Consider the following 18,152-nt stretch of genomic DNA (forward strand, 5'->3'; position numbering starts at 1 on the left):
TTGTGATCTTGCCTTATCCAGGGCTAGGTTTACCTGGGCGATCCCCACGGCCAGGTTGCGTGTAGGCCTGCCAGGCCAGATCCAAAAGTCCATCCAACACCGCCGCTGCTACAGCGGGACCGCCTTTACGTCCCTCGGTGCGGATGTGGGGTACCATCGAATCGGCCAGCTCCTGCTTGGCTTTCACCACGTTCACAAACCCAGCCGGCGTCGCGATCACGAGGGCGGGGGCTACTTCCTTCGCTGTAATCAGTTGCACTAGGGTGGTGAGGGCAGTCTGGGACTGGCCGATGACAAAGATGGCCTCCGGGTAGCGCTGAGCCAGGGTCTGCAGGCCCCAGGCAGAGCGGGTCTTGTCCTTCTGGGGGCGGGTGACAGCTTCGCTGCCGCAGTAGATGGGGTTGGAAAAGGTGTTCTGCACAGCCCGCGCAATGCCCACCTGCACCATTGGCTCGTCCACCACGATGGTGGTGCGCGCTGCCAGGGCTGCCGCCCCTGCTTGCAGAGCCTCGTTGGCAAACCGGATGAGGTGGAGATACTCGAAGTCTGCGGTAGCGTAAATTACCCGACGCACCACCTCGTATTCGGCAGGAGAAAGCCCATGCTTGCCCACCTCTTGGTCGATAATCATCAGGCTTTCCGCATCGGTGACATGCCACTCCATCGGCTTTAGACCTCGTCCGTCGGCTGCCCTTAACAGCAGCATTGTATCTTTGACGTCCTCCCCTGCCTAAAGGCGGGGCCTCCACAGAGCTAGAGGTGCTTGTCTCTCCAGCCCCGCTAAGTGCCCTTGGGTAAAGTCTCTGCCAGCCGATGCCCGCAGTTGGCACAACTTGCCCTCTACAGCGCTTGCCCAAGCGCGTTCGACACCGGTTGACACGTCTGCCTTCTCGCCCTGGCGGCGCGGAGCGCTCTATAAAGCCCCCCATTGGCGGCAAAACCGTTGTCTAGCCGGGAGGCCAGCCCATGGGTCGACCGCCGAGAACGTGAATGTGGAGATGAAAGACAGTTTGGCCACCGTCTTCTCCGTCGTTGATGACCAAGCGGTAGCCTTTGTCTAGGCCAGCTGCAGCAGCCACCCGTTGGGCTGTCAACAGTAGGTGCCCCAACAGCGCCTCATGCTCAGGTTTGGCCTGGGAAATCCGGGGAATGGGCTCCTTGGGCACCACCAGGATGTGGACAGGGGCCTGGGGAGCAATGTCTTTGAAAGCAATTGCCCTCTCGTCTTCGTAGACAATTTGGGCGGGGATCTCCCTACGGATGATCTTGCTGAAAACCGTGTCGCTCATGGGTGGTGACAAACAAGTTCTGCCCTTAGCCTACCTGTTTGTGACTCTAAACTGCCGTGGCTGCATGAGCTAGACTCTTTCTTCTATCCAGCTCGGTATCGGATTTTGGACGCTTGGCTTAGCAGAAGAACTAGGAGCAGGAAGGTGGAACTCGAGGCGCGGCCGGCCGACACCGTAAGTGAGGGTGTAGCTCCAGCTTAGGCAGCGCAGCCAGAGGCGCGGGTAGCGAGGCTCCAGCCAGAGCTGCAGGCGCCGCAGCAGCTTGGGGAACCAGCCCCCCAGCAAGGCCGAGAGCAAGGCCAGGCCGGTGTAGCCGAAATAGGTGGGTAGCCACTGGGCAAAGCCTTCCGCCCCCACCGCCTCCCAAATCCACAGCAGCAGCCGTGGGTTCCGCAGAGCTGCCTTGATGGCCATGCGGTTAAAGGCCAGCCAGCCAGCCCGGTCTTTGATAAAGTCGTCCACCACCTCTGGCGGCTCGGTAGTGAGAGTGCCAAAGAAGCTGTTGAGGATGGCGTTGATGCGCTCGGGCGGCAGTACCTTACCGGTGGGCACCATCATGCCGCGAGAAAACAGCCAGGTCACCGCCGAGTTGCCCTGATAGGCGCGGATCTGGGCTAGGTCGGCCGCTTTGAGCAGATCATGGCGCAAGGCTGTGTCCAGTAGGTCACAAAGGCGGGGGCAGTTGCGCACCAGGGATCCAAACCCCGTAAAGCTCAAGGGCGACTGTAGGGCTGCCGCATCCCCAATCAAGAGAACGCGGTCGAAGGGCTCTGCGGGAGCTGGCTGCCGGCCAAAGCGTCCGGGGATATAGCCAAAGGTGGCCTTCTTCCACTGCAGGCGCTCTGGGTCACAGCGGCGGTACTCAGGCAGGATGGTGAAAAAGTCTTCATACAACTCCAAGAGGGAGCCCGGGTTTTCCGGGTGTACTTGGTGGTAGTAGAACAGGTAGAAGGTGAGATCCTCCCCTGGCCCAGGGAACAGTTCCCAGATCAGTTGTCGACCGCGGCTGATGTCCCCATGGCTGGCCAGGATGTCGCCAAACTGGGGATCCCAAACTCCCGGCTCAAACCCCCCTGCAATGGTAGCTCCCACCGTGGGGCAAACGCTGTCAAAGGCGCGGCGGCCGTAGAGCTGCTGGGCAATGGGGGAGGCCGTCCCCATGGCATCCACCAACAGGCGGGCTCCCAGGCAGAACTCTTCTTGAGTGGTTAAGTCCCTAACCACCACCGTGACGCCTTGCTCCTCGATATAGGCCCGCTGAAACTCACTGCGCTCGTAGATGGCGCCGCCGCAGGCTTTTAGGATCTGGCCGCAGAGCTGCAGGAGTTTTTCGGCATCGATGGCCAGGTTGAGCACCGTCGGCGTGTGCAGGACGGGCGCGCGTACAGGGCTGTTGCCATCAAAAAACTTGTTGAACCCATCGGTGTATTCCCGCAGAATCAGGCTCTCCATCTCCTCAGAGCTGAGGAGGCCGAAGTCCACCAGCGTCTGCAGCTCCCGCCGCGAGATGTTCCACTCCCGATTCATGCGGCCAAAGGGAAGCCGTTCCACCAAGGCCACACGGTAGCCCAGGCGGGCCATGGCCGCGCCGTAGATGGCTCCCAGGGCTCCGCCCACCACCACCAAGTCCCACTCCAAGGGTGCAGGTTGGGGGGCAGGCTGACGCAACAGCACCGGTGGCCGCTGAGCAGGAGGGGACTGTACCTCCTCCCGCCAGCGCCTCTCCCACCAGTAAACCCGCTGCAGGTCAAACTCGCCGTTGGGGATGCGGCGGAAATACTTTACCGTCTGCGGGTAAAAGGGCTCCAATTGCTCAAAGATGGATCCCTGGCTGAGATCGATAGGGGGCAGCTGCGGGTAGCGGTGGGGAAACTGGCTTTGGATAGCCTTTTCCACTTCCTTTAGCCAGCGGCCCTGCTGGGGAAAAGGCCGCTCTGACCACTGGAAGATCTTGAGATAGGTGGTGTTTAGCCCCGACCAGAGGAAAACGGCCAGCTCCGCTCCAGATCCCTGTAGGCGCAGGCCGGTAGGAGTCAGCACCTTTTGGCTGCCCGTAGGCAAAGGCAGGTGCTCCTGCAGCCAGCGCAGCACTTGAGCGGTCTCTGGGCAAGGGATCTCGCGGTAGTACAGAGGCTTGAGCACAGGGCCAAGACACAAAAAGAAGCCAATCTTTACCCATTGTGACACGAGGGGAGGAGCGCTTAGGTTCCCCATGCCTCAGTAAGCCGCCTGGTGGGAGCCGACTCCAGGGCCTCAACCCCCGCCTAGGGGCTCTACGAAGCCGCAAAACATTGCTTCATCTCCTGCAGCACCTGAGCATCTTGAGAGGCAACTCTGGCGCCGGCTTGGGCAGCCCAGCACTTCAGGCTTTCGATCTGCTCGCGGGCAATGGAGGCCAAGGGCACGGTTTCGCGGATGGCCTGCAGGATGTCTTCCTGGGTGAAGTCTCGCCGAGCGCCACTGCCACTGCCCCCAAAGGCGTTGTACATGGCGTCCACGATAGCCTGCTCGATCTCGGCGCCGCTGAAATTTTGAGCTGCGGCTGCTAGAGCGTCCAGGTCGAATTCCCGCAGGCGGTTGGGGCGCAGCCGCTGCAGATGTACCCGGAAGATCTCCTTGCGCTCAGCGTGGGTGGGTAGGTTAAGGAAAAAGATCTCGTCGAAGCGGCCCTTGCGCAACAGCTCCGGCGGCAAGAGGGGCACGTTGTTGGCAGTGGCCACGATGAAGACCGGGCTGGTTTTCTCCTGCATCCAGGTAATGAGGCTGCCGAACACCCGGCGGCTGGTGCCCGAGTCTCCGTCGGCGCCGCTGGTGATGTTGCCAAAGGCCTTGTCAATTTCGTCAATCCAGAGCACACAGGGGGCCATGGCCTCCGCCAGTTGGATCATCTGGCGCACGCGGCTTTCCGACTCGCCAACAATCCCAGCAAACAGCCGCCCAACATCCAGCCGCAACAGGGGCAGCCGCCACTCGTTGGCGATGGTCTTGGCCGAGAGGGACTTGCCGGTGCCCTGGATCCCCACCAGCAGCACCCCCTTGGGGTTGGGCAGGCCGTAGCGCCGCGCCTCTTCGGTAAAGGCTTCCTGGCGCACCCGCACCCAAGCCTTGAGGTTGTCCAGCCCACCCACATTTTTCAGGGTCTCGCGGGCGGTGAAAAACTCCAGAATGCCCGTCTGGCGGATGGCCTGCTTCTTCTCCTCCAACACCAGGTCGATATCGGCCTCGTTGACCTCCTGCTTGGCGGCCAGGGCGCGGGCCAAAACGCGGCGGATGCGCTCTCGACTTAGCCCCTGACAGGCTTTGACCAGCTGCTCGCGACCCAAGGGGCTGAGCTTAAGTTTTTCGGGAGCTACATAGAGCTGGATGAGGCGGCTAATCTCTTCGCTGTTGGGCAAGGGAATATCGACAACGGTGACCTCCTCGGCCAGGTCGCTGGGCACCTCCAGAGTATGGCTGAGCAGGATCAAGGTCTTGCGGGTGCGCTTGAGCTCGCGGCTAAGGTTTTTCAGCTCCCGCAGGATGGGGGCGTTTTTGTCGCTGGTGGCGTTGCGCAACACAAAGTGCGGATCCCGCAGCACAAACAGGGTGTCTTCCTGGGGAGCTGAGCGCCACACCCGCCCCAGGGCGGCCATGAGGGAACCCCGGTCTTCGCCGCTATCCTGCCAGCCCCGTACCACGTCCCAAAACAGCAGCCGCCGCGGCGGATCGGTTCTTTTGGCTACCTGCACGAGCACGGCATCGGCCGGCTCCTCTTCCGGGGAGACCAGGTAGATCAGGGGGTAGCGGGCCCGGATCATCAGATCCAGCTCCTGGATCAGCTCCCCTTGCACCTCAGTGGCCATCCCGCTCAGGCTGGGATCTCCGCCGCTTTTCTGGTTGCGATCCGTGAGCTCTCTGAGTTCTTTTGCCAACTCTGCCATCAGGGGGATGAACAAGTAGGCTTTTTCTCTTTCAAGATAGAGCAGAGATCCCTTGCAACTCGGCCAGCATGGCACGGGCGGTCTGGGTGGGATCCGCCGCCTCCATCAGGGCCCGCACCACGGCTACGCGACTGGCGCCTGCCCGCAGCACCTCCGGCAGGTTGTGGAGATCGATGCCGCCAATGGCAAACCAGGGCAGAGAGGCCTTCTCGGCAGCCAGGCGCACGTACTCCAGGCCCGCAGGCGGTTTTTCCGCCTTGGTGGGGGTAGCGTAGACAGGGCCGACGCCAATGTAATCCACGTCGCTGGCGAGGGCTTGGGCCAACTCTTCAGCGTTGGTGGTGGACAGGCCAATCAGGCGTTGGGATCCCAGCAGTTGTCGGGCTTGGGCAACTGGCAAATCCGTCTGGCCCAGGTGTACCCCATCCGCCTGGCTGACCAAGGCCAAGTCCACCCGGTCGTTGACGAGCATCAACGCCTGGTAGCGGTCGCACAGTTGCCGCAGCTGTTTGAGATCCCAGAGCATCTCCCTGTCGGCCAGGTTCTTGCGGCGGTACTGGACCAAGGTCACCCCGCCCCGCAGCGCCTTTTCCACTACTTCCAGCCAGTGGGGCACCGGGCTGGTGACCAGGTAAAGACGGGCTGCCAACAGCCGTCGGCGCAGGGATCTGCCCAACAGCTCACTTTCAAGAACGTAGAGGTGGTAGCGCATGTCTTTGGCCAGCTTGGCCAGGCCAGGGGCCACCCACTGCTGGGATTCGGCCAGCTTGCCGTATTCTTCCAGCACCCGCAGCGCCTCCTGCACGCGGCTGCAATTGGCTTGCAACAGGTGGCTGAGATCCCGCCGCTCCTCCTCCTGGGGGTGGGAGAGCTGGGTGCCGGGGTCAGCAGGGGTGTCGCGGGCCAACCGCAGTGGGTTACTGTGCCAACGGGCTAGGGCCTGGCGCATAGCTTTGCACTCGCTAGCCAGCTCGCCGTTCTCCAGGCCAAAGCGAAACCACTCCTCCAGTACCCGGAGCCCTTCGCGAGCGCGGTCAAGGTTGGCATCGAGAATCCGGGCGACGGCTTGTGGTTTCATGTCCCCTGCGCGTGGGAGTTTCAATCCTTACTCTAAACTGGAATAGTCTCTCCGGCACCTGGGCTAGCCCTTGTCCGAAGAGGAGGCAGGCTGTTGCCAAAGGGCGTTGAGGAAAGCCTGCTGGGGCGTGTGTCCCCAGGCAAACTCACGGGGGCCGATCCCTTCCGGCAGGTAGGCCCAAGCGTAGCGCTCACAGGCAGGAAAGTAGCGGATCTCCCACCAGGGCTGGCCGGCGGCCACATCCTTCACCGCCCGCCAAAAAGGTCCCCGCTGACGGCTAAGACGGCTCTCGACGAAGTAGGGCCCTTCCAGGCGCAAGGCTTCCACCGCTGCAATAAACTCGGCTCGCTGTCGCTCATTTCGGATCATCGCCCCGGCTTTCTCTCTCAGATTGGCCCTATTTTAATTCGGTAGGCTTTGGTAGGCTCGTTTAGTCTGGCTGGAGACGACAACCTCCCCCAGCAATGAACCCCCAAAATCTGGCGCGGGTGCTGTGCCTGAGCAATGGCCACGGAGAAGATGAGGTGGCCAGCCGCATTGCCTCAGCCCTCACCCAACGAGGGATCCCAGTGCAGGCCCTGCCGATTGTGGGGGAAGGGGTGGCGTATCGACGGCGAGGGATCCCGCTGCTGCCCCTGACCCAGGTAATGCCTTCGGGGGGATTTATCTACCAGGATTGGCGGCAGCTGTGGCGGGATCTGCGCGCTGGCTTGCTGGGCCTGACGAGGCAGCAACTGGCTCTGGTGCGCTGCCTAGCCAAGCAGGTGGAGCTAGTGCTAGCCGTGGGAGACATTGTGCCCCTGGCCATGGCGTGGTGGAGCGGGATCCCCTACGTTTTCGTGGGTACGGCCAAGTCGGACTACTACTGGCGGGATGAGCGGGGGCCCTACCGCCGCCCTTGGCTGGGCCAGCCGGCTTCCGATTACTTGCCCTGGGAGCGCTGGCTGATGGCCCACAGGCGCTGCCTGGGTTCTTTTCTGCGGGATGAGCTGACGGCAACTGGCCTGCAGCAACGGGGCCTAAGGGCCTTCTACCTGGGCAACCCGATGATGGACGACTTAGAGCCGCGGGGGGAATTGCCTTTGGATCCCAGCCGGCCTGCGGTGCTGTTGCTGCCGGGATCCCGTCCTCCGGAAGCCTACCGCAACTGGGCCTTGATGATGCAGGTGGTAGAGCAACTGCCGCCGGAAATCCAAGTCTATGCAGCCCTCAGCCCCAACCTGGAGCGGGATCCCCTTCAGAAGAAGATCCCGTCTCGGCGCCGCGACCTGCTGCTGGTGTGGGGAGATTTCGGCACCTGTGCTCACCGAGCTACGGTGGTGTTGGCCATGGCGGGGACGGCCACGGAACAATGCGTCGGCCTAGGAAAGCCAGTGGTTACCCTGCCGGGAGAGGGGCCACAATTTACCCCGCGCTTTGCCGAAGCCCAGACCCGCCTTCTTGGACCTGCTGTCCACCTCACTTCTCCCCAGCAGGCCCCCGCCGTGCTCTGCCAAATTCTGGACCGCCTAGCCAGGGATCCCGATTACGCCGCCCAACTGCGGGCCCACGGGCAACGGCGCATGGGATCCCCTGGGGCCACCCAGCGCATTGCCGACCAGATCACAGCCTTGCTTGCCGGTCCCCGGGACTAATCTGTGGCGGTTCCCCAACTGCTGCCGCACCCTTGCCCCTTTGCCTACGCTGGAGAAGGGGATCCCTTGGGTAGGTAGCCGGTTCTGCCTACTTGGAGGGCATTTTGGAGCAGCTAGAGATGACCTGGGACTTGGGGCGATTTTGGAACACCCTCACCTACTACGAGGTGCTACCCTTTGCCAGCTTCTGGCGCTGGCTTCAGAATGGCTTTCAAAGCCCAGAAGTTCCCTTTATGCCTCCTTCTCTGACGCCAGCCACTTCCCTTCCTCTGGTTCTTTTGGGCGATGGCCTGCCCGAAGGTTTGACAGAGGCGTTGCGCCAGCAAGGGGCGGAGGTAGGGCAGAGCCAGGACTGGGTGACAGCCAGGGTGATCTTAGGGCTGGGAGCGCCAGAGGTGGCCAGGGCCCACCTGGAACGGCTGCGCCGCAGCGGCCAAACGGAACAGATGCTCTTCGACTTCCGCCAGCCCAACCCCCAGTTAAACCAGTTCTGGGGCATCTTGGACGATGTGGTAATGGGTGGGGTGAGCCAGAGCCAACTGCTCTGGGGAGAGGGCGAGCTGCTGTTTACGGGCCAGGTTTCCACGGCCAACTTCGGCGGCTTTGTTTCCACGCGCACGCGCAATTGGCAGCCTCCCTTGGACGCCTCAGGGTTTGCTGGCCTGGAGCTGCGGCTGCGGGGCGATGGACAGCGCTACAAGGTTTTGCTCAGGGATCAAGGCGGCTGGGACAGCCCAGCCTACGCCTACGCCTTCGACACCACCCCTGGGGAGGAGCAGACCGTCCAGGTTCCTTTTGCCGAGATGGTGCCCACCTTTCGCGCCCGCCGGGTTGCCGCTACCCCCTTGAATACCCGCCAGATCTATTCGCTGCAGCTAATGCTGAGCAAGTTTGAAGCCGACGGCAGCCCTAACCCTCGTTTTCGGCCTGGGCCCTTCCAACTGGGCCTGCGCTGGATTGGGCTTTACCGCGGTGACCCCCTGCCGCAACTGATTGGGGTGGCCCAGGGATCCCTGTCGCCCGCGTGGGTGACAGCCCTGCAGGAGAGCTCCAGCCGCTGGTGTGGGGTGGAAATTCCCGCCGGGATCGAGGGATCTACCTTAGCCGCTCACCTGCTGCGCCTTTTGCGCTCGCCCGAAAGTGTGGGCCGGGTGGTGCCTTTAGAAGCTTTCCCTGGCTAAGCTTTGACCCACTGCTGGGATCCCTTTGGGCTGCCGACGAGGCTCGTTGGATCGGGCATCTCGGTCAGGGGTGGAGGGCTCTGGGCGTCCTGGCTGCTATTGCCCTGGCTGGGAGGATCCCGCTTTCCGACCTCTTCGAGACCCCACAGACCTTGGGGCTACGAAGTCAAGGATGGCGCGTCCCATCGGGAAGAATTGTGCTCGTCAAATCTCAGAATCGAGCTTGGCACCTTTTAGGTTGGCCCCTCTGAGCTGAGGACCTGTCAGTTCAGCTCCCCTCAAGTCGGTCCCGAACAATTCGGCCCCGCTCAGGTTGGCCTCCTCCAGGTTGGCCCCGCTTAGCTTAGCCCCGATCAGGTTAGCCCCGCTCAGGTCAGCCTTCTTCAGGTTGGCCTTCCTCAAGTCAGCCCAGCGAAAGTCTCGCTCGCCAGCTATATACTTTCCTCGAATATCCCCAACCTGACGTAGGGGGATCTGATATGCCTTTGCTGCCTGCACGTGGTGGAGATTGTCGGATTTCAGGAACGTCTCCCAAGCAGCGAACTTTACCTCCCACTCCTTGTCCTCCTGCAGTGCTTTCAGGAGAAGCTGGGCCCCTTCTTCCCCATGTTGGAGAGCATCTTTGAGAGCTCGGATTCTCACTTGGGGATCCGGCCTGGCCAGGGCTTGTCGAACAGCCACCAGGCCACCCATGGCCAGATCGAATCCACTAGGCCCTTGTCCGCCCAAGCCGGGATTGAAGTTTTCCATCACCGCACTGCCTCCTAGTGAGACATTAGCTAGTCCGCCGGGATACCCGTTAGCGCTACGCGCTGGGGGAGTGTGGAGGTAGACCTTCTATCTCCTTACCAGACGCGGCAGCCCCGTGTCCTTATTGTTGGCAGGGATCCAGCAGGTGTCCAGGCAGTGGATTGGGTGGCCACCGCTCTCCTGGCCAAGCTGCGTGCGGCGTTGCAGTGGATTCAAGGGATCCCGTTGGCTTCCTCTTCGTGACGGTCCTGTCCTTTCTCCTCTCCTAGAAGCTTGGCTCTCTTTTAATCCTTCTTCACCTGTGGCCCTGCTTTGCTCCTGATGCTGGCGGGTGTTGCAGCATATCCAGGGGAGAGCCCTCCACTTTTGCCAGCAGCTTGCCGGCCCAGAATAGGGGTTGGCCTCCACAGGCTTCGCTCGTTTGTACCCTATTTTTGGGTGCCCTTGAGGGAGCTGTCTGGCTAGCGATACCCGACTGCTTGGTAACCTGGGATCCCAGCCTGTAGCAGCCCCTTTTGGCTGTTGAAGAATATGGGCCAGTATGTGCTGCGTATTAGCGACCTTCCCCTTCGGGACCGCCCGCGCGAGCGACTGCTCAGCCAAGGGGCCAAAAGCCTCTCCCACGCCGAGCTGTTGGCCATTTTGCTCAACACAGGCCAGGGGCCGGGCAAGCTCTCTGCCTTGGGCCTAGCTCAATTGCTCCTCAAAAAACTGGAAGCACAAGGAGATCCCCTTGCCCAGCTGCGCCAGGTGGAGGCCGGGGAGCTGCTTCAAATTGAGGGCATCGGCCCGGCCAAGGCGGCAACGGTACTGGCGGCCATCGAGCTGGGGCGGCGGATCTTTTTGGCCCGACCACCCGAGCTGACGGTGATCGAATCGCCAGAGCAGGCGGCCATGGCCCTAAGCGCCGACCTGATGTGGGAGACCCAAGAGCACTTTGCCGTCCTGCACCTGGATATCAAGCACCGCCTCATCGGCCAGCAGATCGTAACGCGGGGAACCGCCACGGAAACCCTCACCCACCCCCGGGAAACCTTCCGCAGCGCCATCAAGCAGGGAGCCAGCCGCATCCTGGTGGCCCACAACCACCCCTCTGGCAGCTTGGATCCCAGCCCCGAGGATCTGGCTCTCACGCGGCAACTGCTGCAGGCGGGACAACTGCTGCAGATCCCAGTTTTGGATCACCTCATCCTGGGCGGTGGTCAGTTCCTCAGCCTGCGCCAACACACCAACCTCTGGCAGGAGTTTCCCCAGCCAGAATAAACCCCCACCCCCCTGACCTACTCTCCCTGGGGAGAGGAACTATCGGTCTCCAAAAGCGGCTCAAAGCGCATGCCCACCCTGAGCTGGCCGCCGTTGACCAGATCCCAGGCCGATTGTTCTTTTCTGCCAGGCAGCTGGGCCCGTCGGATTAGGAGGGATCCCTCGCCGGTAGCCACGTACACCCCTTCTCCCTTGGCCAGTCCCACGACTTCTCCAGGGCTGCCCTGGGGAAGAGGATTAGGTGGCGGGTGCAACTGAGGAGAGGCGGAGCGGACAATCTTAATCCGCTGCCCCTGCAAGCCGGTAAAGCAGTTGGGGGAAAAGGCGCGGATTTGATTGTGCAAAGCCTGGGCCGAGCGCCGCCAATCAAGCTGGAAGTCCTGTTTTTTGAGCAGGGGGGCGTAGGTGGCCCGCGAGTCATCCTGAGGAATGGGGGTCAGCTCTCCTTTTTCCAACTTCAGCAGCGTCTCCACCAACAGACTTGCCCCCAGTTGGGCCAGTTGGGAGGTCAGCTCCAAGCCGGTCTGCTCCGGCCCGATGGGCAGCTTGGCCTGCAGCAAGATGGCTCCTGTATCCAGGCCCTCGTCCATGAGCATGGTGGTGACGCCGGTCTCGGTCTCGCCGTTGGCAATAGCCCACTGGATGGGGGCAGCGCCGCGGTAGGCCGGCAGGAGGGAGGCGTGGACATTGACGCAGCCCAGCCGGGGCATCTGCAGCACCGCCGGTGGCAGGATTTGGCCGTAGGCCACCACCACAAACACATCGGCAGCCAGCGCCGCCAGCGCCGCCAGCACCTCTGCATCCCGCCGCAAACGGACAGGTTGCCACACGGGGATCCCCTGGGCTTGGGCAAGGACCTTCGTGGGCGGAGGAAGCACCCTTTGTCCTCGTCCCTGGGGCCGATCCGGCTGGCAGACCAATCCTACTACTTCAAAAGGAGACGGCGGCTGCAGGAGAGCCTGGAGCGAAGGTAGGGCAAACTCCGGCGTGCCAAAGAAGACAACCCGCATGGCCGACCCCCTGAACCCTGCCCTTTAGTCTAGGGCGGCGGGGGAAGGCCGGGGGGGCTCGCCATCGGCAGCGTCGGCTGCTGGAGAAGGAAAGGGAGAAAGCCTGGCTGGGGGAGCCTGCCAAAAGGCGGGCTGTTTGAGATCGAATTCCTGGCTCCAGCTTGGAAAGAAAGAGCTTAGCTTTTGCCCAGAAAGCCGCAGCCGTTGCACAAAGGTCAATTCTAAGCGCGTTAGAACCCGCCGCACAAAATCCTTGGCCCAGGCCGGATCCGGCGCCTCTGCAGCCTGCAAGTTAATCTGCAGCCAGCCCAGCTTGGGATGCAGGTGAACCCGAGCGCGGATTCCTTCTGGGTGGAGCAAGTAGTTGAGCACCTCCTGGAGGGCCTCTTCATCCCCCTGCCGGGCACGGTACAAGGGGCTGTTGGGGTTGGGCGGCGGCTGGTAGCGCCACTCGCGGTGCCATTCCGGGATCCCTTCGTTGGGGGGAAAGCCGAACAGCTCCACCTGGCGCTGCCGGTAGCTCAGCGCCATTTCCTCTAGGGTTGGCAGGAGGCTCTCCAGCAGCCAGTCCGGATCCGGGAGGGGCTCCCCTTCTAAACGCAGCAACAGGCGGTGGCCGGAAAGACGCGCCTGGACTTGGAGAGAGCTCAACCCTAGGGCACTCAGGGCTGCCTGCAGGCGCGCCACCCTCTCCGACAGAGGAGGCTGGGGAGAAGCTGCAGAAGAAGTAGCCACTGGTGGAGATCCCTGGGTAGCTTCGGATCCAACCTAGCTCAGCGCCTAGAGTTGCTGAAAACCACTAGAGGGTTTGAGCAGGCTGAGGTTTAAGTCCCTGCCCCGCCTGCACGCAAACTTGCCCTTGTCGATCAAACAACGTTACCGCCAACGCTAGGGATCGGCCGGCGTACTTTTGCACATAGGCTGTTGCCCGCTCGCAGATTCGGCAAGCCAGGGCCTGTAGCACCGGCTCTGCCCAACCCAGGCTTTCCAGGTACTGCACTGCTGCTTCCACCGTTCCCAGCTCCAACAGCCGTCGCGCCTGCTCGGCTGCTCCCCCACAGCGGATCAAGGCTGCCACCAGAATCTCCAGGCGGGCATCGGCCACATGGCTGGAGGTGGTGAAGATGCCGCCTGCTAGCTTGATGAGTTTGCCGTGATAGCCAATCAAGTGAACGGCCTCCGCCCCCCGTAGCGCCGCCTCCACCAGCAGCGGCCCTACCCAATTGGCTACCCGCAGGATTTGCTCTGCCGGGATCCCTTGCCGCAGGGCTACCTGTTGCCCGTGGCTGCCTAGGCAAAAGGCCAGCCGCCTGTGCTGCTCTAGCTTCTGTTGCAGCTCTTGCCGGGCTTGCTCCAGACTTTCGGCACTGGCAGAAGGCTCCACCTCCGCCCGTGTCCCCACCAGGGCTAGCCCCTCCAGCACCCCGAAAGCAGCATTGGAGGTGCGTTCTGCCAGCAGCTTGCCTTCCGGCAAAATGATGCGCACCCGCAGGCGATAACCCTCCGGGATCCCTGCCAAAAGGTTGACCTCAAACAGATGCCGGGCGTAGGCATAGATGGCTGGGCTGCCGTCAGCGCGTCGCCCTAGCCCCTCGCCAGCTTCTAGAAGCAAAGGGGGAGCGGTGGGATCTCTTTCCTCCAGAGCCACCCACCCCCAGACCGGCGTGTTGCGGGTGAGATCCAGGTGAGGGCCGGGATCCGAGCGGGTGATGGCTAAAGCGGTGTTCTCCGACAACGTGGCCACCTGCTCCACCGGGATCCTGACCGATCCCACCTCAGGCTCCACCTGCACTGCCACGACGGGACAACCACCCTCCTGGGGCAAGGGAATCTTGAGGAGGTGATGAAAGGCTGCCTTGGCAGCAGCCACTGCAAACACGGGCAAGGTGTAACCTCGCTGAGGGGAGGAGGGGAGGGAATCCTGCATTTTTTGTTCAATCGTTAAATGATCTGGGCGAAGGGAGGGAGGGATAGAAACCTGTCTCTTTCAATGGGAGTAAAGAGTTAAGAGCGGGGCAGCTATGAGCGAAACCTTGCAGCACTATTTTGAGCGTCTGGAGGGGCAAATTCAGGAGCTAAAAGCTGCCATTGAACGGCTGCCAGAGCAGGTGGCCGCTGCCCTGCTGGCGCGGCAAGAGGCCAAAAAAGCTGTGCCCGCCTCCTCCTGCTATAGCACCCTAAACGCCGACTTGGTTGGAGATGGGAGCCATAACTTTTTGCTGGAGGAGGATCCGCCTGTAGTCGGCAACCGCCAGCCGACCTATGATCTTGCCCCTGAGGCTCAGATCCAGCGCTTGAGCGCGCAGCTAACTGCTGCCTACAACCGCATTGCCGCCCTGGAGGAGCAGCTCTTGGCCCAGCGCCTGCGCAAATAACCTAGCGAGGTTTCAGGGCAGGAGCGGCAAGGGGATTAGCTCTGCGTTGCACATCCTGCATCTGGAAGCCATGCTTGCGCAGCTCCTGATCCAGCAGCAGTTCGTTTTCCACGTAATCAACAAACAGCACACCGTTGAGATGATCGATTTCGTGTTGGATGACTCGCGCTAGCAAGTCATCGGCTTGGATTGTGCGGGGCCGTCCGCTTTCGTCCTTAAACGACACCACCACTCCCTGGGCGCGTAGAACCTCACAGAAGACGCCTGGAATGCTTAGGCAACCCTCCTGAGCAGCCACCGTTTCGCCAAGGTACTCGCGGATCTCCGGATTAATCAGTACCAGCGGCGGCACTTCTGGCTTGTCGGGATAGATGTCCACCACAATCAAGCGCTTGGGAACGCCCACCTGTGGCGCTGCCAGACCAATGCCATCAGCGCTGTACATGGTCTGCAGCATATCGCGCGCCAATTGGCGGATCTCGTCGTTGACTTGGCTAATCCGCTTGGCCGGTTGCCGCAGCACCTTGTCCCCCATGCGATAGATGTGCAGCGGTGGGTTTTTGAGTTTAACTTTGGGGACAGAAAGCGTGGCCACCATCGGGCAGGTCTCTTACAAAACAAACATCAGCTTGTCTAGCTGGTCCCCTCATTCTACACTTGCTCAAACCCCGGGGACGCCTGGAAGTTAGGCCTGAGGACTCACGACTGCTCAGGGCTGTTCGGGGATCCCTGGGCCTTCTGGTCAAGGGCTTGCTTGAAGCCCAAGGCCACCAAAATGTTGGAGAGAGTGAGAAAAGCCTCTGCCCCTCCATGGAGGGGATCCACATTGGCTAAAGAAGTGCCGTAGTGCTTCTGGGCATACAACCCTGCTGGGATGCTGACGGCAACAAAAAGCAGCAGCAGCCAAAAGCCCGCCACCGCCAAGCGCGGGATCCGGCGCAGCCGCGACAGGAAGAACAAAAAGAGCAAGTAGGGAAACAGAGAGAGAGCAAACAAGCTGTTCATTGCTTAGCTGGGATCTCGTTCCTCCGCCTGCTCGGCTCGCCAAATGCGGTAGGCTGCCCACGCCAGCGTACAGTTGCCCAGCAGGGTAAACCCAGCCTGAGCAGTCACCAGCCCCTCCAAGTTGGGGTCGTTGTCAAACCAGTGCCAGGTAATGGCACACATGGCTCCCACCAGCGCCGGCAGCATCGCCCAGCTCAGGCTTCGCCATTCGGGGCGCCCCGTTCGCTCCCCAAACTGCCACACCCAAACGATGGCCGCCAGCCACTCCAAGACGCTGGCCACGTGAATCCACCAGGTGGGAAATGAAAGGGCATGCATACACCCCTAGGCGTTGAGGAACTGGCGCAGCAACTGGCGGTAGGTGGCCTCCTGCAGCAGCATTTGCTTGTGCAGCTTGACCAGGATGTCCTTGGCTTGCTCGGGGCTCATGCGAGCCACCAGCATCTCAAAAGCCCGCTGGCGAAATTCTTGTTCCAAAGAAAGACCTGGCGTTTCCTCCATTATCGTCACCTCGAGAGGCTTGGGGGTAGGTCAGAGACTTGCTTTGGGCTATTCCAAACCTGCCCCTGACGCGCGACGCAGTCAGGATAACACATATCTTAACAATCTCCCTTAACAAGCTGCAATAAGATGCCAAGTCCTGGTAGCTAGGTGGGGGAGGGAGATCTCAACGAAGTAGCAGAAAAAGTCCAGTTCTACAGATTTGACGAGGGCGCATTTCGGATAGGGAGATGCGAAGCTTTTTGAGCAGGGATCCCTTTACGTCTTGTTATTTTGGGCAAGCGAGCAAGGCGCCATGGTAGAAGTGAAGTACCTTGAGCTGGGGCTGCTGCTCCTCCTGACCTGTGCCTTGCCTTCTTACATTGCTATGACCATTTTTGTGGGAAACCTAAACTATAAAGCTTCAACTGAAGAGCTCAAAGCCTTCTTCCAGCAGCGGTGGAACGTTAAGTCGGTTACGATCCCGAGAGACCGAGAAACCGGCCAGACAAGGGGTTTTGCATTTGTGGAGTTGGCCACCAAGGCGGAGGAAGAAGAAGCCATTAACGTTGTCAACGGTCAGGAATTTATGGGTCGGCCCTTGCGGCTAGAGTGGGCCCGGCCGCGCCGAGAGACTTAGATCCCAGGCTGGGCCTGGAATTTAGAGAAGGGCGGCTGAGATGGTGAGGCTGTTGCATTTTTCCGATGTCCATTTGGGCAGTGGTCTAGCCTACGGCTCCATCAACCCGGCCACGGGACTGAACACCCGCTTGGAGGATTTTGTGGCTTCCTTGCAGCGGTGCATTGACCTTGCCCTCGATCTAGCTGTGGACTTAGTTCTGTTTGGGGGAGATGCCTTTCCCGATGCGACGCCGCCCCCTCGGCACCAAGAACTCTTTGCCCAGCAGTTTCGCCGGTTGGCCGATGCCGGGATCCCGACCGTTCTCTTGGTGGGTAACCACGACCAATACGGGCAGGGCCAGGAGGGCAACAGCCTAGCCATCTACCGGGCCTTAGGGGTGGCGGGATTTATCGTCGGGGATCGGCTGCAGACCCATTGGATTGAAACTCGCGGCGGCCCAGTCCAGGTGACCACCCTGCCTTGGCTAAACCGCTCCACCCTACTGGCCCGCCAAGAGGGCTTGGGCCTTGACCCTGAAGGGCTGACCCAGAAGCTGCTACAGCGCTTGGATCTGGCGCTGGAAGGGGAGGCCCGCAGGTTACGGCCCGGGATCCCGGCAATTTTACTAGCCCATGTAATGGTAGATACAGCCCGCCACGGGGCCGAGCGGCATCTTTCGGTAGGCAAAGGCCTGACGGTGCCCCTCTGGTTGCTGGCGCGGCCAGCTTACCAGTACGTAGCTTTGGGGCACGTGCACTGCCACCAGGTGCTCTGTCGGGATCCCTTGGTGATCTATCCCGGCAGCATCGAGCGGGTGGACTTCGGGGAGGAAAAAGAGGAAAAAGGTTGCGTAGTGGCAGAGGTTACGGCCACAGGAGCAAGCTACGAATTTTTGCCCTTGCCCGCCCGCGCCTTTCACACCATCCGCCTCGATCTCACCCCCTATCCCCCCCAAGAAGTGCAAGCCAAACTCCTGGAGGCCATTGCCAAGGCCCCTGTAGCCGGCTCCATCCTACGCCTCATCTACCGCCTTCGCCCCGACCAGCTCGATGGCATTGACGAGCGGGCTCTGCACCAAGCCCTTGCCCCTGCCTTCAGCTACACCATTGCCCCAGAAGTGGTCAGCCCTGGCCGCATCCGCTTGCCGGGCTTGGATCCCAGACATCTAGAGCCCCTGACGGCTCTGGAGCAGTATCTAGCTGACCGCAGCGATCTGGCCCCTTTGCGCAACGAGTTGCTGGCGGCTGCCCGTCAGTTGCTGGCGGAAGCAGCAGATCCCTTGCCGGAAGGGAATGCCAACGAGGAGGAGGTGGATCCTCCAAGCCCCGCCGACTGGGAAGAGCAGCAATTGCCCTTGTTCTAGGGCTCTGCCTCCATTGCTTTGACCTTTGTCGGTCAGAGGTGGGGAGCAGGGCCGCTTCTAAAGAACCTTTGCCGCGTGATCCGGATCACTTCGGGAGGGGGGGGGAAACGGCAGAGACTGGAACTGGGTTGAAGTCGTTGGCAACGACGCTCTCAGCTCACTTCCAGGGAACTAACCTAGGC

General features: G+C 61.3%; 21 protein-coding genes. 7 read left to right on the forward strand and 14 right to left on the reverse strand.

The window, feature by feature from the left end:
* Positions 1-13: 13 nt before the first annotated feature.
* From NW808_RS07690 to NW808_RS07715, 6 genes are all read right to left on the reverse strand, one after another.
* Positions 14-664 (reverse strand): precorrin-8X methylmutase, encoded by a 651-nt coding sequence (locus NW808_RS07690; protein WP_414409859.1) that lies wholly within the window; start codon positions 662-664, stop codon positions 14-16.
* A gap of 283 nt (positions 665-947) precedes the next feature.
* A complete protein-coding gene (locus NW808_RS07695) occupies positions 948-1,289 on the reverse strand; it encodes a histidine triad nucleotide-binding protein (protein WP_414394984.1) in 342 nt (113 codons plus the stop codon).
* Positions 1,290-1,358: 69 nt separating this feature from the next.
* Positions 1,359-3,431, reverse strand: coding sequence for an NAD(P)/FAD-dependent oxidoreductase (locus NW808_RS07700; protein WP_414420812.1), 2,073 nt, complete (start codon positions 3,429-3,431; stop codon positions 1,359-1,361).
* Between the two features lie 131 nt (positions 3,432-3,562).
* The gene (locus NW808_RS07705) at positions 3,563-5,131 is read right to left on the reverse strand and encodes an AAA family ATPase (protein WP_414420837.1); all 1,569 of its coding nucleotides are present in this window, start codon (positions 5,129-5,131) and stop codon (positions 3,563-3,565) included.
* A gap of 109 nt (positions 5,132-5,240) precedes the next feature.
* Positions 5,241-6,287: a thiamine phosphate synthase gene (locus NW808_RS07710; RefSeq protein ID WP_414420813.1), complete on the reverse strand. Its 1,047-nt coding sequence runs from the start codon at positions 6,285-6,287 to the stop codon at positions 5,241-5,243.
* A 63-nt stretch (positions 6,288-6,350) separates the two neighbouring features.
* Positions 6,351-6,656 carry a hypothetical protein gene (locus NW808_RS07715; RefSeq protein WP_414409735.1) on the reverse strand — a complete coding sequence of 102 codons (306 nt, stop codon included), beginning with the start codon at positions 6,654-6,656 and terminating at the stop codon, positions 6,351-6,353.
* Between the two features lie 95 nt (positions 6,657-6,751).
* On the opposite strand from NW808_RS07715, the gene NW808_RS07720 reads away from it, so the two are divergent.
* Together NW808_RS07720 and NW808_RS07725 are read left to right on the forward strand one after the other, a co-directional pair.
* The gene (locus NW808_RS07720; RefSeq protein WP_414420814.1) at positions 6,752-7,921 is read left to right on the forward strand and encodes a lipid-A-disaccharide synthase-related protein; all 1,170 of its coding nucleotides are present in this window, start codon (positions 6,752-6,754) and stop codon (positions 7,919-7,921) included.
* A gap of 119 nt (positions 7,922-8,040) precedes the next feature.
* Entirely contained in the window at positions 8,041-9,102 is a 1,062-nt protein-coding gene (locus tag NW808_RS07725) for a CIA30 family protein (RefSeq protein WP_414420815.1), read from the forward strand.
* A 204-nt stretch (positions 9,103-9,306) separates the two neighbouring features.
* Here the strand turns inward: NW808_RS07725 and NW808_RS07730 are convergent, their stop codons facing one another.
* Entirely contained in the window at positions 9,307-9,852 is a 546-nt protein-coding gene (locus tag NW808_RS07730) for a pentapeptide repeat-containing protein (protein WP_414420816.1), read from the reverse strand.
* A 72-nt stretch (positions 9,853-9,924) separates the two neighbouring features.
* On the opposite strand from NW808_RS07730, the gene NW808_RS07735 reads away from it, so the two are divergent.
* Both NW808_RS07735 and radC read left to right on the forward strand, forming a co-directional pair.
* Positions 9,925-10,095, forward strand: coding sequence for a hypothetical protein (locus NW808_RS07735; RefSeq protein ID WP_414420817.1), 171 nt, complete (start codon positions 9,925-9,927; stop codon positions 10,093-10,095).
* Positions 10,096-10,383: 288 nt separating this feature from the next.
* Entirely contained in the window at positions 10,384-11,115 is a 732-nt protein-coding gene (gene radC, locus NW808_RS07740) for a RadC family protein (RefSeq protein ID WP_414420818.1), read from the forward strand.
* A gap of 17 nt (positions 11,116-11,132) precedes the next feature.
* On the opposite strand, the gene fmt is transcribed toward radC, so the two are convergent.
* From fmt to cbiD, 3 genes are all read right to left on the reverse strand, one after another.
* On the reverse strand, positions 11,133-12,125 hold the full coding sequence (gene fmt, locus NW808_RS07745) for a methionyl-tRNA formyltransferase (protein ID WP_414409732.1): 993 nt from the start codon (positions 12,123-12,125) through the stop codon (positions 11,133-11,135).
* Positions 12,126-12,149: 24 nt separating this feature from the next.
* The gene (locus NW808_RS07750; RefSeq protein ID WP_414420819.1) at positions 12,150-12,860 is read right to left on the reverse strand and encodes a hypothetical protein; all 711 of its coding nucleotides are present in this window, start codon (positions 12,858-12,860) and stop codon (positions 12,150-12,152) included.
* A gap of 64 nt (positions 12,861-12,924) precedes the next feature.
* Positions 12,925-14,052, reverse strand: a complete 1,128-nt coding sequence (gene cbiD, locus NW808_RS07755) for a cobalt-precorrin-5B (C(1))-methyltransferase CbiD (RefSeq protein WP_414420820.1) — start codon at positions 14,050-14,052, stop codon at positions 12,925-12,927.
* A gap of 94 nt (positions 14,053-14,146) precedes the next feature.
* On the opposite strand from cbiD, the gene NW808_RS07760 reads away from it, so the two are divergent.
* Entirely contained in the window at positions 14,147-14,500 is a 354-nt protein-coding gene (locus NW808_RS07760; RefSeq protein ID WP_414394997.1) for a hypothetical protein, read from the forward strand.
* 1 nt (position 14,501) lies between these two features.
* Here the strand turns inward: NW808_RS07760 and def are convergent, their stop codons facing one another.
* The 4 genes from def to NW808_RS07780 all read right to left on the reverse strand — a co-directional run bounded on the left by def (position 14,502) and on the right by NW808_RS07780 (position 16,006).
* The gene (gene def, locus NW808_RS07765; protein WP_414420821.1) at positions 14,502-15,098 is read right to left on the reverse strand and encodes a peptide deformylase; all 597 of its coding nucleotides are present in this window, start codon (positions 15,096-15,098) and stop codon (positions 14,502-14,504) included.
* Positions 15,099-15,199: 101 nt separating this feature from the next.
* The gene (locus NW808_RS07770; protein WP_414395000.1) at positions 15,200-15,505 is read right to left on the reverse strand and encodes a DUF3593 domain-containing protein; all 306 of its coding nucleotides are present in this window, start codon (positions 15,503-15,505) and stop codon (positions 15,200-15,202) included.
* Between the two features lie 3 nt (positions 15,506-15,508).
* Complete coding sequence (locus NW808_RS07775; RefSeq protein ID WP_414395001.1) at positions 15,509-15,823, reverse strand: DUF2499 domain-containing protein; 315 nt, start codon at positions 15,821-15,823, stop codon at positions 15,509-15,511.
* A 6-nt stretch (positions 15,824-15,829) separates the two neighbouring features.
* The gene (locus NW808_RS07780) at positions 15,830-16,006 is read right to left on the reverse strand and encodes an NblA/ycf18 family protein (RefSeq protein WP_414395003.1); all 177 of its coding nucleotides are present in this window, start codon (positions 16,004-16,006) and stop codon (positions 15,830-15,832) included.
* A 295-nt stretch (positions 16,007-16,301) separates the two neighbouring features.
* On the opposite strand from NW808_RS07780, the gene NW808_RS07785 reads away from it, so the two are divergent.
* The gene (locus tag NW808_RS07785) at positions 16,302-16,625 is read left to right on the forward strand and encodes an RNA recognition motif domain-containing protein (protein ID WP_414420822.1); all 324 of its coding nucleotides are present in this window, start codon (positions 16,302-16,304) and stop codon (positions 16,623-16,625) included.
* A 40-nt stretch (positions 16,626-16,665) separates the two neighbouring features.
* Entirely contained in the window at positions 16,666-17,970 is a 1,305-nt protein-coding gene (locus NW808_RS07790) for a metallophosphoesterase family protein (protein WP_414420823.1), read from the forward strand.
* Positions 17,971-18,152 lie beyond the last annotated feature (182 nt).

The organism is Synechococcus sp. W70.1 (assembly GCF_047461515.1).
Taxonomy (GTDB): Bacteria; Cyanobacteriota; Cyanobacteriia; order Thermostichales; family Thermostichaceae; genus Thermostichus.